Below are 13,043 nucleotides of genomic sequence, written 5' to 3'. Positions count from 1 at the left end.
CCTTTCAAGCGATACGCAACGTGCCGGCCAGTTCGGCGGGCAGGGCGTGGACGGCGGCACGGGCGGTGCGGCGGTCGCTGTTCAATGGAATGTCGTAGGTGATGCGTGCGCCATAGGCGCCGGGGGCGTGTGGATCGACGCGGACCTTGTCGAACACCAGCAGGCGCGTGCCGAGGCTGAAGCCCTCGGACAGGTCGTGGGTGACCATGAACACCGTCAGTTGGGTCTCGCGCCACAGCGCCAGCAGCAAGGCATGCATGTCTTTGCGGATGCCCGGGTCGAGGGCGCCGAAGGGCTCGTCCAGCAGTAGGACTCGGGGCTTCATGATCAGGGCCTGGGCGATCGCCAGTCGCTGTTGCATGCCGCCGGAGAGCTGCGCCGGGTATTTGTCCAGCGCGTGGCCGAGGCCGACCTTGTCCAACAGTAGCGCAGCCTCTTGGCGAGCCTGGCGCTTGGCACTGCCGAACAAACGCCCCAGCAACGGCGAGCGCGGCAACTCCAGGCCCAGGGCCACGTTGTCCAGTACCGTCAGGTGCGGGAACACCGAATAACGCTGGAACACCACGCCCCGGCTGGCGTCCGGCTCGCCCGCCAAGGGTTCGCCGTCCAGCAGGATCTGTCCGCGACTGGCGCGTTCCTGGCCCAGCAGCAAGCGCAGGAAGGTCGACTTGCCGCAACCCGACGCGCCCACCAAGGTGCAGAACTCACCCTCGGCGACGCTCAGGTTCAAGCGTTCCAGCACGACTTGGTCGGCATACTGTTGCCAGACATTGTTCACAGTAATGAAGCTCATGCTTTAGCCCCCTCGTACCAAGGGAACGCTCGGCGGGTCAGGTACCTGAGGCCCCAATCCATCAGCCAGGCGAGCAGGGTGATCCACACCACGTACGGCAGGATCACGTCCATCGCCAGGTAACGGCGCACGAGGAAAATCCGATAGCCCAGCCCATCGGTGGAGGCGATGGCTTCGGCGGCGATCAGAAACAGCCAGGCCGAACCCAGCATCAGCCGTAGGGAAATCAGCAAGCGTGGCAGCAGTTGCGGCAGTACCACGCGCAGGATCAGGGTCCAGGTCGATGCGCCGAGGGTCTGGGCCTTGATCAGCAGCTCACGGGGAATTTCCCGGGCGCGTTGTTCCAGATCCCGCGCCAGGCATGGCGTGATGCCGATCACGATGAGCATCACCTTGGACAACTCTCCCAGGCCGAAGACGATGAACAGGATCGGCAGGATCGCCAGTGGCGGCACCATCGACACCACGGTGAGCAACGGCGACAGCGGCGTGCCAAACAGCGGGAGCGTACCGGCGGCGATGCCCAGGCACAGACCGGCCAGGGCGCTGATGCCCAGGCCGATCGCCAACCGGCGCAGGCTCGACGCGGTGTCCTGCCAGAGCAGGTAGTCGCCACTGCGAGCATCGGCGGTGAAGGCCAGGCGTTTGACCGCATCGGCCATTTGTACGGCGCTGGGCAGTAGCTTGTCGTTGGGGTTGTCCGTCAACCGTTCGGCCGAGCCCATGAAGTAGGCGAACAACACCAGCGCGAAGGGCAGGATCACCAGCAACAGACGGCTGGGACGATCCGGGTAGCGGTTGATCAGGCGCATGCCAGGTCCTCCGGTCTACAGCTTGGCGTCGGCGGCCAGCTGTACGTAGGTCGGGTCAAAGCGCAGCTTGAGGTTGGCCTTGTCGCCGAGGGTCACGTCGCGGTTGAACGCCATGCCAACTGCATCTGCGTCCTTGGCGCCTTCGCCCAACAAGCCGTGCTTGAACGAAAACTCGGCGACCTTGCCCATGGTGGCGGGCAGTTGTTCGCTGGTGACGAAGGCCAGCGCTTCTTGGGGCGTAGCGAACAGCTTGGTGGTGTCCAGTTGCGCCTGGAAACCCTTGAGATCAGTGCCCGACGCTTTGGCCATGTGTTCCAGCGCAGCGTTGGCGGCGGTGTTCTTGGCGTTCATCAGCGCCACCACTTCGAACCAGGCGCCGGTCAAGGCCTTGCCCAGGGCCGGGTTGTCCTTCAGGGTCTGGGTGTTGACCACCATCATGTCCATGATCTCGCCGGGGATCTGGCCGGAGTTGAACACCTCGCTCACGCCCGGCTGGGCCTTGATGTCCGAGAGCATCGGGTTCCAGGTGGTAACGGCCTTGACCTGGTCGGTGTTGAAGGCGGCCGAGATATCGGCGTCGGAGGTGTTGACGACTTTCAGGTCTTTCTCGGCGAGGCCAACCGAATCCAGGGCGCGCGCCAGCAGGTAATGAGACACCGACAACTCCACCAGATTGACGTCCATGCCCTTGAGATCGGCGACTGTCTTGCCGTCGCCCTTGAGGACGATGCCGTCGTTTCCGTTGGAGAAGTCGCTGACGATCAGCGCGGTGCTGTCCACGCCACCGGCGGCGGGAATGGTCAGGGCATCCATGTTGGTCATGGTGCAGCCGTCGAACTGACCGGCGGTGTACTGGTTGATGGATTCGACGTAGTCGTTGAGCTGCACGACATCGATCTTGATGCCGTATTTTTTCGCCCATTTATCGACGATGCCTTGGCTGCCGGCGTATTCCCAGGGCATCCAGCCGGCGTAGATGGTCCAGCAGACACTGAAGTGGTCTTTTTGCGCGGCGGCGGACGAGAAGCTCATGAGAGCCGAGAGGGCGGCAAGGAGCAGGGCGGACAGACGAAGCTTGAACATGGTGGTTCTCCAGTTGATCAAGGGCGGACAGGAGCAACGCGGCACCGCGAACGGTGGCTTGTCTCCCGGGCTTTTGTCCCGCCGTGTAACCTCAACTGGAGGTCGCCAACTCTCGGACCAGCCACTCGCCAGAGGCGAGCCGGAACCCTAGTCAGCCATTGCAAATTGTGGTGCCGCGAACCTGTGATGACTCCTGCACGGAGTTTGTAAAGCGAGAGCCGTGCCAATTCGGGCGAAGGCCCGTGCCAGAGAGGGCGGCTGTTGTAGAGGGAGGATCGACGGCGGATGTATGCCTGTTTGTGGTGCTGTGGCGCACCGGAAGAGGGCGACGAGTGACATGTTTCGAGTTGTTGCCGCGTCGCACCAGATTCCGAATTCACTGTCAGATTAATCGTCAGTCACCCAATAGATGACTGCCGCCCATCAGCGTCGCTGTTGTGGCCCATTCGCGGTCCAGGAGGCCGCCATGTATCGACGACTGCTCCTCATTGCGTTTCTTGGCCTGACTCTTTCGGCATGCGTGCCTTACTACGACGGAGGCTCGAGCTACTACCGTTCAGAGGTCTACACCTCACCCGGGCCGGCCTATTACAGCGGCGGGTATTATTCGGCACCACGGGGTTATTACGCGCCGCGCTACTACCAACCGGCGCCCCGTTATTACTCGGCCCCGCGTTATTACCAGCACGGCCCGCGCTATTACTCACCTCCAAGGGCGGCGTACCGGCCTTACCCACACCGGGGCGGTTGGGACGGTCGCGATCGGAGTGGCTGGAATGACGACCGGCGTGGCCGGGGCGGGCGTGATCGGGGACATGATCATCGAGGACGTGGTCATGATGGACGGGGCAACCATCGATAATGGACATGCAATAAAAAAGCGGCGCATCAAGCGCCGCTTTTTTATTGCCCAAGGGGTTTACTCGTTGGATAAATCCGCCAACGGATGCCGCCCCTCCCAGGCCTTGTGAAAGTGCGCCTCGACTGCTGCTTCCGGTACATGGTTGATGTCCGGCCAGTGCCAGCGCGGTTTGTGATCCTTGTCGATCAATCGCGCCCGCACCCCTTCGCTGAATTCCGGATGGCGGCAGCAGTTCAGGCTCAGGGTGTATTCCATGCGGAACACGCCGGCCAGCGACAAATGCCGCGCCCGGCTGATCTGCTCCCAGACCAGGTGCGCCGTCAACGGCGAGCCCTCGGTCATGGTCCTGGCTGCCCGGGCGATCAGCGGGTCCGGATGGTCCACCAACAAACCGAGGGCCTTCCAAGCGCAACGGACGTCGCTGACGTCCAGCCATTCGTCGATTTTCTGCCGACGGGGCAACCACTGGGCTTCGGGCAACTGGGCCAGCGCTTCTTGCTGCAAGGCCTTGAGCAGACTGTTGAGTTGCATCTCGGTCTGTTCCTGCCAGTTGAGTTGCAACAAGCCCTCGATCAGGTCGTCCTGCTGCTCATCGAGTAGAAACCGATCGGCCAGGCCCAGGTCGATGGCGTCGCGCGCGTTCATGTGGGCACCGGTCAGGCCGAGAAACAGGCCAAGCTTGCCTGGCAGGCGCGACAGGAACCAACTGGCGCCGACATCCGGATACAAGCCGATACTGATTTCCGGCATCGCCAGGCGACTGCTCGGCGTGACGATTCGCGTGCTCGCGCCTTGCAGCAACCCCATGCCGCCCCCGAGCACGTAGCCGTGGCCCCAGCACAGCAGGGGCTTGGGGTAAGTATGGAGGTTGAAGTCCAAGCGATATTCGGCGGCGAAAAATTGTGCGGCCAGCGGCGGCACCTCGCCAGGGTGGGCGCGGCAGGCTTCCACCAGGCTGCGGACCTCGCCGCCGGCACAAAACGCTTTGGCGCCGTTGCCACGTAGCAGCACGCAGACTATTTGCGGTTCTTTGGCCCAAGCGTCAAGACGATCGCGCAGGGCGTTGATCATTGGCAGGGACAAGGCATTCAGGGATTTTTCGGCGTCCAGGGTGGCGACGCCCAGGCGCGCGCCATTGATGCCGGTGAGTTCTTCGAAGTGCAGATTCATCGTGACCTCGATCAGAAATTGAACCATCAGTATGACTGCTGTGGGGGAAAGTGCCGGATCCGCGTCAGATCAATTGACAAGCCTTGTGGGCTTTCCTAGGGTGCGCCCATTGTTTTTACCGGGTACAACCATGACCGCTGACGACCGTATCAAACTCGAACCCAGCTGGAAGCAGGCACTGCGTGCCGAGTTCGACCAGCCCTACATGGCAGAGTTGCGTGAGTTCCTGCGCAGTGAATACGCCGCTGGCAAGGAGATCTATCCGCCGGCCCCGCTGATTTTCAACGCCCTCAATTCCACTCCGCTGGACAAGGTCAAAGTCGTGATCCTCGGCCAGGACCCCTATCACGGCCCGGGCCAGGCCCATGGACTGTGCTTCTCGGTGCAGCCGGGCGTGCCGACACCACCTTCGCTGGTGAACATCTACAAGGAGTTGAAGCGCGACCTGAATATCGATATCCCCAACCACGGCTATCTGCAAAGCTGGGCCGACCAGGGCGTGTTGCTGCTCAATACCACCCTGACCGTAGAGCGCGCCAATGCCAACGCCCATGCGAAGAAAGGTTGGCAGCATTTTACCGACAGGGTCATCGAGGTGGTCAGTGAACACCAGCCGCACTTGGTGTTCCTGCTGTGGGGCGCACATGCCCAGAGCAAGCAGAAGCTGATCGATGCGACCAAACACCTGGTGTTGACCTCGGTCCATCCGTCACCGCTATCGGCCCACCGGGGCTTCATCGGCTGCGGGCATTTCAGCCGGACCAACAAGTTTCTCGATCAGCATGGCGAGAGACCGATCGAATGGCGGTTGCCGCCGGTTTGATGCGCTAGCGGGCCCGCCGCTCCCACACTGTCAGTGCGTGTCGCACTTTTTTGTGGGAGCCAGCTCGCGAAGAGGGCAACTCGGTCTATCAGGCCGACCCAGGCCTGCGCATCCAATACCGGAACAGCGGCTCTGCCAGGAACAGCACGAACAACAGCCGCATCACCTGCAACGCCGTCACCAAGGGCACCGACAATTGCAGGGTTTCTGCCGTCAGGCTCATCTCCGCGATCCCTCCGGGCATCATGCCCAGGGTCAGCGAACGCAGGTCCAGGTGGGTCAAGGTGCTCAGGCCAAGGGCCGCAAGCGTGGCGATCAGCATCGTCAATACGGTGCCAACCAACGTGCGTCCCATGAACGACGGTGCCCGGCGGAAGAACTGCCGGTTGAAATGACAGCCCAGGCCGCTGCCGATCAGCCATTGGCCGATCTGGCTGCCACCATCGGGCAGGCCGATGTGCAAATCCCAACCGATGCTCACCGCCGCGCTGACCAGCAGCGGACCGAACAACCATGGGTTGGGCTGGCGCAGGCGTTCCCAGGTCCAGGCGAGCAGGGCGCCGGCCGGGAACAGGATCGCCAGCCACAACCAGTCCACCGTGGTGGCATGTTGCACGGGGGTGCCTTCGCCCAGCAGATATTTGAAAGCGGCCGGCACGCACAGCACCACCACCAGCACCCGAAGGCTCTGGCCCGCCGCAACACGGCTGAGGTCCGCACCGTTGCGGGCGCCGAGGTTGACCATTTCGCCGGAACCGCCCGGCATGCTGGAAAAGAAAGCGGTGGCGCGCTCTTCGCCGGTGCGGCGCATCAGCCACACGCTCACCACGCTGGACACGCTGGTGATCAGCGCGCCGAAGAAGATCAGGCCGAAGTGGCTCAGGACTTGTTCCATCACCACCGGCGTGAAGTGCAAACCGATGCCGATGCCCACCACCCATTGGCCGCATTTGCGGCCGCCGGGGATTTCCATCAATTGCCATGGGGTCAGGCAGCGCACCAGGATGATCGCCAACAGCGAGCCGACCATCCAGGGCAAGGGCCAGCCGATCAGGCTGGCCAGATAACCGCCGGCCAGACCGACCAGCGGTGTTCCCCACCATTGTCTGAAGGTTGTTGCCTCAGACATTGGCCAGGGCACGACGCTGGGCGCTACGACGACGCCAGATGCGCAGCAGCGGCAGGAACAACATGATCGCCGTCAGGACCCAGCAACCGGCGGTGATCGGGCTGGACCAGAGGATTTCCAGCGCACCGTTGGAGATCGACAACGCACGCCGCAGGTTCTGCTCCATCAGGCCGCCGAGGATGAAACCCAGCAGCACGGGCGACAGCGGGAATTCCAACTTGCGCAGGATGTAGCCGAAGATACCGATGCCGATCATCAGGAACAGGTCGAACGTGGTGGCGTGCACCGCATAGACACCGATGCCAGTGATGATCGCGATCACGGGCACCAGTGCCCAGTTCGGCACAGCCAGGATGCGGGTGAAGACGCGGATCATCGGGATGTTGAGAATCACCAGCATGACGTTGGCGACGAACAACGAGGCGATCAGGCCCCAGACGATGTCCGGTTGCTGCTGGAACAGCAGCGGGCCGGGTGTGATGTTGTACAGCGACAACGCGCCGATCATCACCGCGGTGGTGCCCGAACCGGGAACGCCGAGGGTCAGCATCGGTACGAGTGCGCCGCAGGCTGCGCCGCCGATGGCGGTTTCCGGGGCCGCGAGGCCGCGCTTGTCGCCCTGGCCGAACGTACCGCTGGCGCCGGCCATGCGTTTTTCAGTCATGTAGGCCACGGCACTGGCCAAGGTCGCCCCGGCACCTGGCAACACGCCCATGATGAAGCCGAGCACGCCGCAGCGCATGTTCACCCAGAACACCGAGGCCGCTTCCTTGACGTTGAACATCATCCGTCCGGTGGCTTTCACCGCTTCCTGGCCGCGGTGGGTTTTTTCCAGCAGCAACAGGATCTCGCTGATGGAGAACAGGCCCAGCACCAGCACGACGAACTGGATGCCATCGGTCAAATGGATGTTGTCACCGGTGAAGCGGTAGACGCCGCTGTTGGCGTCGATGCCGACGCACGACAGGAACAGGCCGATCAACGCCGCGATAAACGTCTTCAGCGGGCGATCGCCAGCCATGCCGCCCAGGCAGACGATGGCGAACACCATCAGTACGAAATATTCCGCCGGTCCGAAGGCAATGGCCCATTTGGCCAGCAAGGGAGCAAACAGCACCATCCCGCAGGTGGCGATGAGCGCGCCGAGGAACGAACTCCACGCCGACAGCGACAAGGCGACCCCGGCCAAGCCTTGGCGAGCCATTGGATAACCGTCCAGCGTGGTCATTACAGTGGACGCTTCGCCTGGGATGTTGAGCAGGATCGAGCTGATACGCCCGCCGTATTCACAGCCCAGGTAAACGGCCGCCAACAGGATCAACGCCGACTCCGGCGGCAGGCCCAGGGCGAAGGCAATCGGGATCAGCAGCGCCACGCCGTTGATCGGGCCCAGGCCCGGCAGCAGGCCAACGACGGTGCCGATCAACGTGCCGCTCAACGCGGTGACCAGGTTGTACGGGGTCAGTGCAACGCCAAAACCCTGGCCGAGATAATTCAGGGTATCCATATCAATTCTCCAGGACGTCGAGCAGGCCCAGGGGCAGCGGCACGTCCATCAGCTTGTCGAACAATAGATAAAGACCAATGGCCATCAGGCTGATGATCACCACGCTCGGTACCCAGCGGCCGCCATACAGGCGCGCCATCGGCACACCGGTGACAATGCTGGCGAGGATGAAGCCCAGGGGTTCGAAGGTCCCGGCGAAGACCAACAGGAGCAACACGCAGATGCCGATTTTCTGCAAGGTTTCGCGGTCCAGTTGCGGGTCGTCTTCGCTGTGTACGACCGGCGTGGGGCGAAACAGCATGTACAGCAGCGCCAGCCCCATCAGCCCGAGTATCAGCAGGGGAAAGGCACGCGGGCCGACGGGTTCATAGGAAAAGGCTGCCTGATAAGGCCAAGCCATCAGCGCCAGGCCGATACAGGCCAGCAACAGCACTGCGGCAACAATACGTTGGATGACGAACATGACTAACTCCTGGGCGGCGCCGGTTGTACCAGCGCCGCCGCGAGAACAGAGGCGATTACTGGATCAGGCCGAACTCTTTGGCCAGCATCTTGTAGTCGGCCACTTGTTTCTTCACGTAGGTATCCAGTTCGGGGCCGGTCAAGGCAAAGGGGAACAGTTCGCGCTGATCGCGCAGCTTGGCGAACTCGTCGGAGGCCAGCAGCTTGTCGAAGGCATTTTTCCACCATTCGTATTCTGCATCGGTGACCTTCGGGCCCAGGTAGAAGCCACGTACCACCGGCCAACGGATGTCGTAGCCTTGTTCCACCGCGGTCGGGATGTCTTTCATTTCCGGCTCGTCCAGGCGCTTATCGGAGAACACCGCCAGCAGACGCATGTCGCCGCTCTGGATATGTGGCATGGAGTCGGAGATGTCCGTACTGCCCACCTGGATATGGCCGCCGAGCAGGGCCGTGGCGATTTCACCGCCGCCTTCAAGGGCCACGTAGCGCAGTTTGCGCGGGTCGATACCGGCGGCCTTGGCAATCAATGCGGTCTGCATCCAGTCCTGGCTGCCGACGGTGCCGCCGGAGCCGATCACCACCGAGCCAGGATCTTTCTTCAGGGCCTGTACCAGATCGTCAAGATTTTTGTAGGGCGAATCGCTTTTCACGGCGATGGCGCCATAGCTGGTGCCGACGGCAGCGAGCCAGCGCACGTTGGTTTCATCAAAACGGCCAAACTTGCCTTGCGCCAGGTTCAGCAACGAACCGCTGGACCAGGCCACCAACGTGCCTGCGTCGGCCGGGCGTTGTGCGACCACTGCGTTGTAGGCCACCGCGCCGACACCGCCGGGCATGTAGGTGACGCGCATCGGCTTGGTCAGCAGCTTTTCATTGACCAGTGCGCTTTGCGCCAGTTTGCAGGTCAGGTCGAAACCACCACCTGGAGCGGCGGGGGCGATGCATTCGGGGCGCTTTGGCTCTTTGGATGGATCGGCGGCGAGCGTTTGCCCGGCGAGCATCAGGCATCCAACGGCAAGGGCTACTTTACGCAGTGCTAGGTTCATTGTTGTCTCCACAGGAGTTGTTGTTTTGTGTTTCAAATCAGGCTTCGCAGCGCATGTACGGTGCAGACTTGCAAACGCGTTTCAAAGACGCGGCAGTGCGGTCTGCGCAGTGGCACAGGCAAGGGTAGTCTGGTTGGGGCAGGAAAGGCGGGTGGGCATTGAAGCCATGAGCTGTAGGGACAGCATGATGAATACTCCGCTTATTGTTTTTATTCGGCGAAAACGCTTCGAGGCGTTTTTCGTTTCGCGAGGTGTCTCGCGACCGGCAGTCGAAACTGTCCGTGGAGCGACTCTAGCGGCCCAACCTTTCGCTAACCTTTCAAAAGCTTTCAGGATGATTTTTGGCTTCACAGTGGCGGATGCGGCTGTAAACTCCGCGCCAAAGAATGGCGCCGGCCATCCCTGAATCGAGGAAAAACCCATGCGTGTTCTGCTCGTCGAAGACCATCTGCAGCTGGCCGAAAGTGTCGCCCAGGCGCTCAAGAGCACGGGTTTGACAGTGGACGTGCTGCACGACGGGGTAGCCGCCGACCTGGCCCTGGGTAGCGAGGAATATGCGGTGGCGATTCTCGATGTCGGATTGCCACGCATGGACGGTTTCGAGGTGCTGGCGCGCTTGCGGGCGCGGGGCAAGACCTTGCCGGTGCTGATGTTGACCGCTCGCAGCGACGTCAAGGACCGCGTCCATGGCCTCAATCTCGGCGCCGATGATTATCTGGCCAAGCCATTTGAACTGACCGAGCTGGAAGCCCGGGTCAAGGCGTTGTTGCGCCGCAGCGTGCTCGGTGGCGAGCGCCAGCAGCGCTGCGGTGGGTTGGTCTACGACCTGGACACCCGGCGTTTTACCCTGGATGAGGAACTGATGACCTTGACCTCCCGCGAGCAGGCGGTCCTGGAAGCGCTGATTGCCCGCCCTGGGCGGGTGATGAGCAAGGAACAACTGGCATCCCAGGTATTTGGCCTGGACGAAGAAGCCAGCCCTGACGCCATCGAAATCTACGTTCATCGACTGCGCAAGAAGCTCGATGGCCATGCGGTGGCGATCGTGACGTTCCGGGGCTTGGGCTATCTATTGGAAACCCGCGATGCATAAGCCCGACAGCCTGCGCTGGCGGCTGCTGCGCAATCTTGCGTCGTTGCTGGTGGTGCTGATGCTCGCCAGCGGCCTCAGCGCCTATTGGAATGGTCGCGAAGCGGCCGATACCGCCTACGACCGGACGCTGTTGGCTTCGGCCCGGACCATCGCCGCCGGCCTTTCCCAGCGAGACGGCACGCTCAGCGCGGACGTGCCTTACGTGGCCCTGGACACCTTCGCCTATGACAGCGCAGGGCGTATCTACTACCAGGTCAACGATATCCACCAGAAGTTGATTTCCGGCTACGAAAACCTTCCCGGTCCGCCGCCGGGTACGCCGCGCACGGACGATTACCCAGCGCTGGCACGTTTCTACAACGCCACCTACCAGGGCCAGAATGTGCGGGTCGTGAGCCTGCTCAAGGCCGTGAGCGAGCCTGAGATGAACGGCATGGCGGAAATTCGCGTGGCGGAAACCGAAGAAGCGCGGGTCAGCATGGCGCGCAGCTTGATGGCCGATACGTTGCTGCGGTTGGGCATGCTGGCCGTGGGGGCGCTGTTGTTGGTGTGGTTCGCAGTGAGTGCCGCGCTGCGTCCGCTGGAGCGCTTGCGCACCGCAGTGGAAGAGCGCCAACCGGATGACTTGCGGCCGCTGCCGCTGGTGGAAGTCCAGCACGAGTTATGGCCGCTGGTGCGAGCGCTCAACCATTTCACTGAGCGCCTGCGCGGCCAATTTGAACGCCAGGCGCAATTCATTGCCGATGCCGCTCATGAGCTGCGAACGCCCTTGGCCGCCCTCAAGGCGCGCCTGGAGTTGGGCTTGCGCGCCAGCGAACCGGCCACGTGGCGCGAAACCCTGGAGACCGCGGCCCAGGGCACCGACCGCTTGACTCACCTTGCGAACCAGCTGCTGTCGCTGGCCCGAGTGGAAAATGGCGCGCGGGCGATTGCCGAGGGTGGCGCGCAATTGCTTGACCTGAGCCAGCTCGCCCGTGAACTGGGCATGGCCATGGCGCCATTGGCTCATGCCCGGGGTGTCGCATTGGCGCTGGAGGCCGATGAGCCCGTCTGGCTGCGGGGCGAACCGACTTTGCTGAACGAGCTGTTGAGCAATCTGGTGGACAACGCGCTGGCCCATACGCCATCGGGTGGTAACGTGATCCTGCGGGTCGCCGCGCCGGCGGTGCTGGAGGTCGAGGATGACGGCCCCGGCATTCCTGAAACCGAGCGGGAGCGGGTGTTCGAGCGCTTCTATCGACGCAACCAGCAAGTGGCCGGTTCGGGCTTGGGGTTGGCGATCGTCGGGGAAATCTGCCGCGCGCACCTGGCACAGATCAGCCTGCATGATGGGCAGGAGAGCGGATTGAAGGTGCGGGTGAGTTTTATCCCTGGTTGACAACAACGCGTAACCCTGTGGCGGGGGAGCTTGCTCCCTGGCCGCAACAGGCTCTGTCAGTAAAACATTGACCGCGCTTCTTCCAGGTCCGCGCAGCGGTCCTGGTTGTCCAGGTCGATGCCCAGCTTCTTGATCGCGGGGACTCCAAACGCGTCGATCCTGCTCAGCGGATGGTCGCAGTCCTTGTAGCAGTACAGCGCGGCAACCTGCACCAGGTCGACATAATCGAGTTGTTTCGAATCCCGGGTGAAATCCAGATACAACCCCGGCAATTTCACCAAGCGCTCCGGAAACTCCCAGACGCTGAGCAGCTTATCCCCCAACACGGGATGGATCGTCTCGATGACATGGTTCAGGCTGACCGGGTCCGACAGTAGTTCGTTGTTGTCTTCGGCATACGTCAGGATCGGCAGCACGCCGATCTGATGCACCAAGCCGCCCAGCGCGGCCTGGTCAGGCTTGAGGTGCGTGTAGCTGCGGCACAGCGCATAACTGACCCCGGCGATTTCCAGGCTCTTGCGCCACACTTCCCGCATCTTTTGTTCGACGACATCGGAGCGGGCATGGAATATCTGCTCCATGACCAGGCCAATCGCCAGGTTGCTGCTGTAGTTGACGCCCAGCCGGGTGATGGCCGTGTGCAAGTCCGTCACTTCCTGCGTGGCGCGCAGCAGCGGGCTGTTGACCACTTTTATCAGGCGAGCCGAGAGTGCCGTGTCACGGCCGATCACTTTGCTCAGATTGCTGACGCTGATCTCCGGATCTTCGGCGGCCCGGCGAATCTGCATGGCCACTTCCGGTAATGTGGGCAGGACCAGATCGTCATTATCGATGGCCGCCACCAAATCCCGCTGGACCTTATCCGCCAAATCGCTCATTTCG

13 protein-coding genes and 1 riboswitch are annotated in these 13,043 nt (G+C 62.3%); of the genes, 4 read left to right on the top strand and 9 right to left on the bottom strand.

Annotated elements, in window-relative coordinates; genetic code table 11:
• Positions 1-4 precede the first annotated feature (4 nt).
• The 3 genes from VQ575_RS19670 to VQ575_RS19660 are packed head-to-tail and all read right to left on the bottom strand — an operon-like array spanning position 5 to position 2,688.
• Entirely contained in the window at positions 5-793 is a 789-nt protein-coding gene (locus VQ575_RS19670; RefSeq protein WP_039593299.1) for an ABC transporter ATP-binding protein, read from the bottom strand.
• Positions 790-1,605 carry an ABC transporter permease gene (locus VQ575_RS19665; protein WP_039593300.1) on the bottom strand — a complete coding sequence of 272 codons (816 nt, stop codon included), beginning with the start codon at positions 1,603-1,605 and terminating at the stop codon, positions 790-792. Before VQ575_RS19665 ends, VQ575_RS19670 begins: the two co-directional genes overlap by 4 nt.
• Positions 1,606-1,620: 15 nt before the next feature.
• Positions 1,621-2,688, bottom strand: coding sequence for a putative urea ABC transporter substrate-binding protein (locus VQ575_RS19660; protein ID WP_039593301.1), 1,068 nt, complete (start codon positions 2,686-2,688; stop codon positions 1,621-1,623).
• Positions 2,689-2,748: 60 nt separating this feature from the next.
• Positions 2,749-2,850, bottom strand: a riboswitch (guanidine-I (ykkC/yxkD leader).
• Positions 2,851-3,154: 304 nt separating this feature from the next.
• Between VQ575_RS19660 and VQ575_RS19655 the strand changes: the two genes are divergently transcribed.
• The gene (locus VQ575_RS19655) at positions 3,155-3,550 is read left to right on the top strand and encodes a hypothetical protein (RefSeq protein WP_080942488.1); all 396 of its coding nucleotides are present in this window, start codon (positions 3,155-3,157) and stop codon (positions 3,548-3,550) included.
• Between the two features lie 57 nt (positions 3,551-3,607).
• Here VQ575_RS19655 and VQ575_RS19650 read toward each other — a convergent pair whose 3' ends face one another.
• Positions 3,608-4,720, bottom strand: a complete 1,113-nt coding sequence (locus VQ575_RS19650; protein WP_039593367.1) for an enoyl-CoA hydratase/isomerase family protein — start codon at positions 4,718-4,720, stop codon at positions 3,608-3,610.
• Between the two features lie 130 nt (positions 4,721-4,850).
• Between VQ575_RS19650 and ung the strand changes: the two genes are divergently transcribed.
• Entirely contained in the window at positions 4,851-5,543 is a 693-nt protein-coding gene (ung, locus tag VQ575_RS19645) for a uracil-DNA glycosylase (RefSeq protein WP_039593302.1), read from the top strand.
• Positions 5,544-5,631: 88 nt separating this feature from the next.
• Here the strand turns inward: ung and VQ575_RS19640 are convergent, their stop codons facing one another.
• The 4 genes from VQ575_RS19640 to VQ575_RS19625 are packed head-to-tail and all read right to left on the bottom strand — an operon-like array spanning position 5,632 to position 9,690.
• A complete protein-coding gene (locus VQ575_RS19640) occupies positions 5,632-6,672 on the bottom strand; it encodes an AbrB family transcriptional regulator (RefSeq protein ID WP_039593303.1) in 1,041 nt (346 codons plus the stop codon).
• Positions 6,665-8,179, bottom strand: a complete 1,515-nt coding sequence (locus VQ575_RS19635) for a tripartite tricarboxylate transporter permease (protein WP_039593304.1) — start codon at positions 8,177-8,179, stop codon at positions 6,665-6,667. Before VQ575_RS19635 ends, VQ575_RS19640 begins: the two co-directional genes overlap by 8 nt.
• 1 nt (position 8,180) lies before the next feature.
• Positions 8,181-8,642: a tripartite tricarboxylate transporter TctB family protein gene (locus VQ575_RS19630; RefSeq protein ID WP_039593305.1), complete on the bottom strand. Its 462-nt coding sequence runs from the start codon at positions 8,640-8,642 to the stop codon at positions 8,181-8,183.
• A gap of 55 nt (positions 8,643-8,697) precedes the next feature.
• The gene (locus tag VQ575_RS19625) at positions 8,698-9,690 is read right to left on the bottom strand and encodes a Bug family tripartite tricarboxylate transporter substrate binding protein (RefSeq protein WP_039593306.1); all 993 of its coding nucleotides are present in this window, start codon (positions 9,688-9,690) and stop codon (positions 8,698-8,700) included.
• A gap of 421 nt (positions 9,691-10,111) precedes the next feature.
• On the opposite strand from VQ575_RS19625, the gene VQ575_RS19620 reads away from it, so the two are divergent.
• Positions 10,112-10,783, top strand: a complete 672-nt coding sequence (locus VQ575_RS19620; protein ID WP_039593307.1) for a response regulator — start codon at positions 10,112-10,114, stop codon at positions 10,781-10,783.
• A complete protein-coding gene (locus VQ575_RS19615; RefSeq protein ID WP_039593308.1) occupies positions 10,776-12,161 on the top strand; it encodes a sensor histidine kinase in 1,386 nt (461 codons plus the stop codon). Before VQ575_RS19620 ends, VQ575_RS19615 begins: the two co-directional genes overlap by 8 nt.
• A 56-nt stretch (positions 12,162-12,217) precedes the next feature.
• Here VQ575_RS19615 and VQ575_RS19610 read toward each other — a convergent pair whose 3' ends face one another.
• Entirely contained in the window at positions 12,218-13,039 is an 822-nt protein-coding gene (locus VQ575_RS19610; protein WP_039593309.1) for an HDOD domain-containing protein, read from the bottom strand.
• Between the last annotated feature and the right edge of the window lie 4 nt (positions 13,040-13,043).

Source organism: Pseudomonas frederiksbergensis, assembly GCF_035751725.1.
GTDB classification, from domain to species: Bacteria; Pseudomonadota; Gammaproteobacteria; order Pseudomonadales; family Pseudomonadaceae; genus Aquipseudomonas; species Aquipseudomonas frederiksbergensis_A.
The sequence above is the reverse complement of the archived record's forward strand: the minus strand, read 5'-3'. Positions and strand labels throughout refer to the sequence as shown.

Bases quoted from the DNA above. Each gene is read 5' to 3' on its own strand.
- VQ575_RS19670 (WP_039593299.1), bottom strand. From the start codon at position 793: ATGAGCTTCATTACTGTGAACAATGTCTGGCAACAGTATGCCGACCAA.
- VQ575_RS19665 (WP_039593300.1), bottom strand. From the start codon at position 1,605: ATGCGCCTGATCAACCGCTACCCGGATCGTCCCAGCCGTCTGTTGCTG.
- VQ575_RS19660 (WP_039593301.1), bottom strand. From the start codon at position 2,688: ATGTTCAAGCTTCGTCTGTCCGCCCTGCTCCTTGCCGCCCTCTCGGCT.
- VQ575_RS19655 (WP_080942488.1), top strand. From the start codon at position 3,155: ATGTATCGACGACTGCTCCTCATTGCGTTTCTTGGCCTGACTCTTTCG.
- VQ575_RS19650 (WP_039593367.1), bottom strand. From the start codon at position 4,720: ATGAATCTGCACTTCGAAGAACTCACCGGCATCAATGGCGCGCGCCTG.
- ung (WP_039593302.1), top strand. From the start codon at position 4,851: ATGACCGCTGACGACCGTATCAAACTCGAACCCAGCTGGAAGCAGGCA.
- VQ575_RS19640 (WP_039593303.1), bottom strand. From the start codon at position 6,672: ATGTCTGAGGCAACAACCTTCAGACAATGGTGGGGAACACCGCTGGTC.
- VQ575_RS19635 (WP_039593304.1), bottom strand. From the start codon at position 8,179: ATGGATACCCTGAATTATCTCGGCCAGGGTTTTGGCGTTGCACTGACC.
- VQ575_RS19630 (WP_039593305.1), bottom strand. From the start codon at position 8,642: ATGTTCGTCATCCAACGTATTGTTGCCGCAGTGCTGTTGCTGGCCTGT.
- VQ575_RS19625 (WP_039593306.1), bottom strand. From the start codon at position 9,690: ATGAACCTAGCACTGCGTAAAGTAGCCCTTGCCGTTGGATGCCTGATG.
- VQ575_RS19620 (WP_039593307.1), top strand. From the start codon at position 10,112: ATGCGTGTTCTGCTCGTCGAAGACCATCTGCAGCTGGCCGAAAGTGTC.
- VQ575_RS19615 (WP_039593308.1), top strand. From the start codon at position 10,776: ATGCATAAGCCCGACAGCCTGCGCTGGCGGCTGCTGCGCAATCTTGCG.
- VQ575_RS19610 (WP_039593309.1), bottom strand. From the start codon at position 13,039: ATGAGCGATTTGGCGGATAAGGTCCAGCGGGATTTGGTGGCGGCCATC.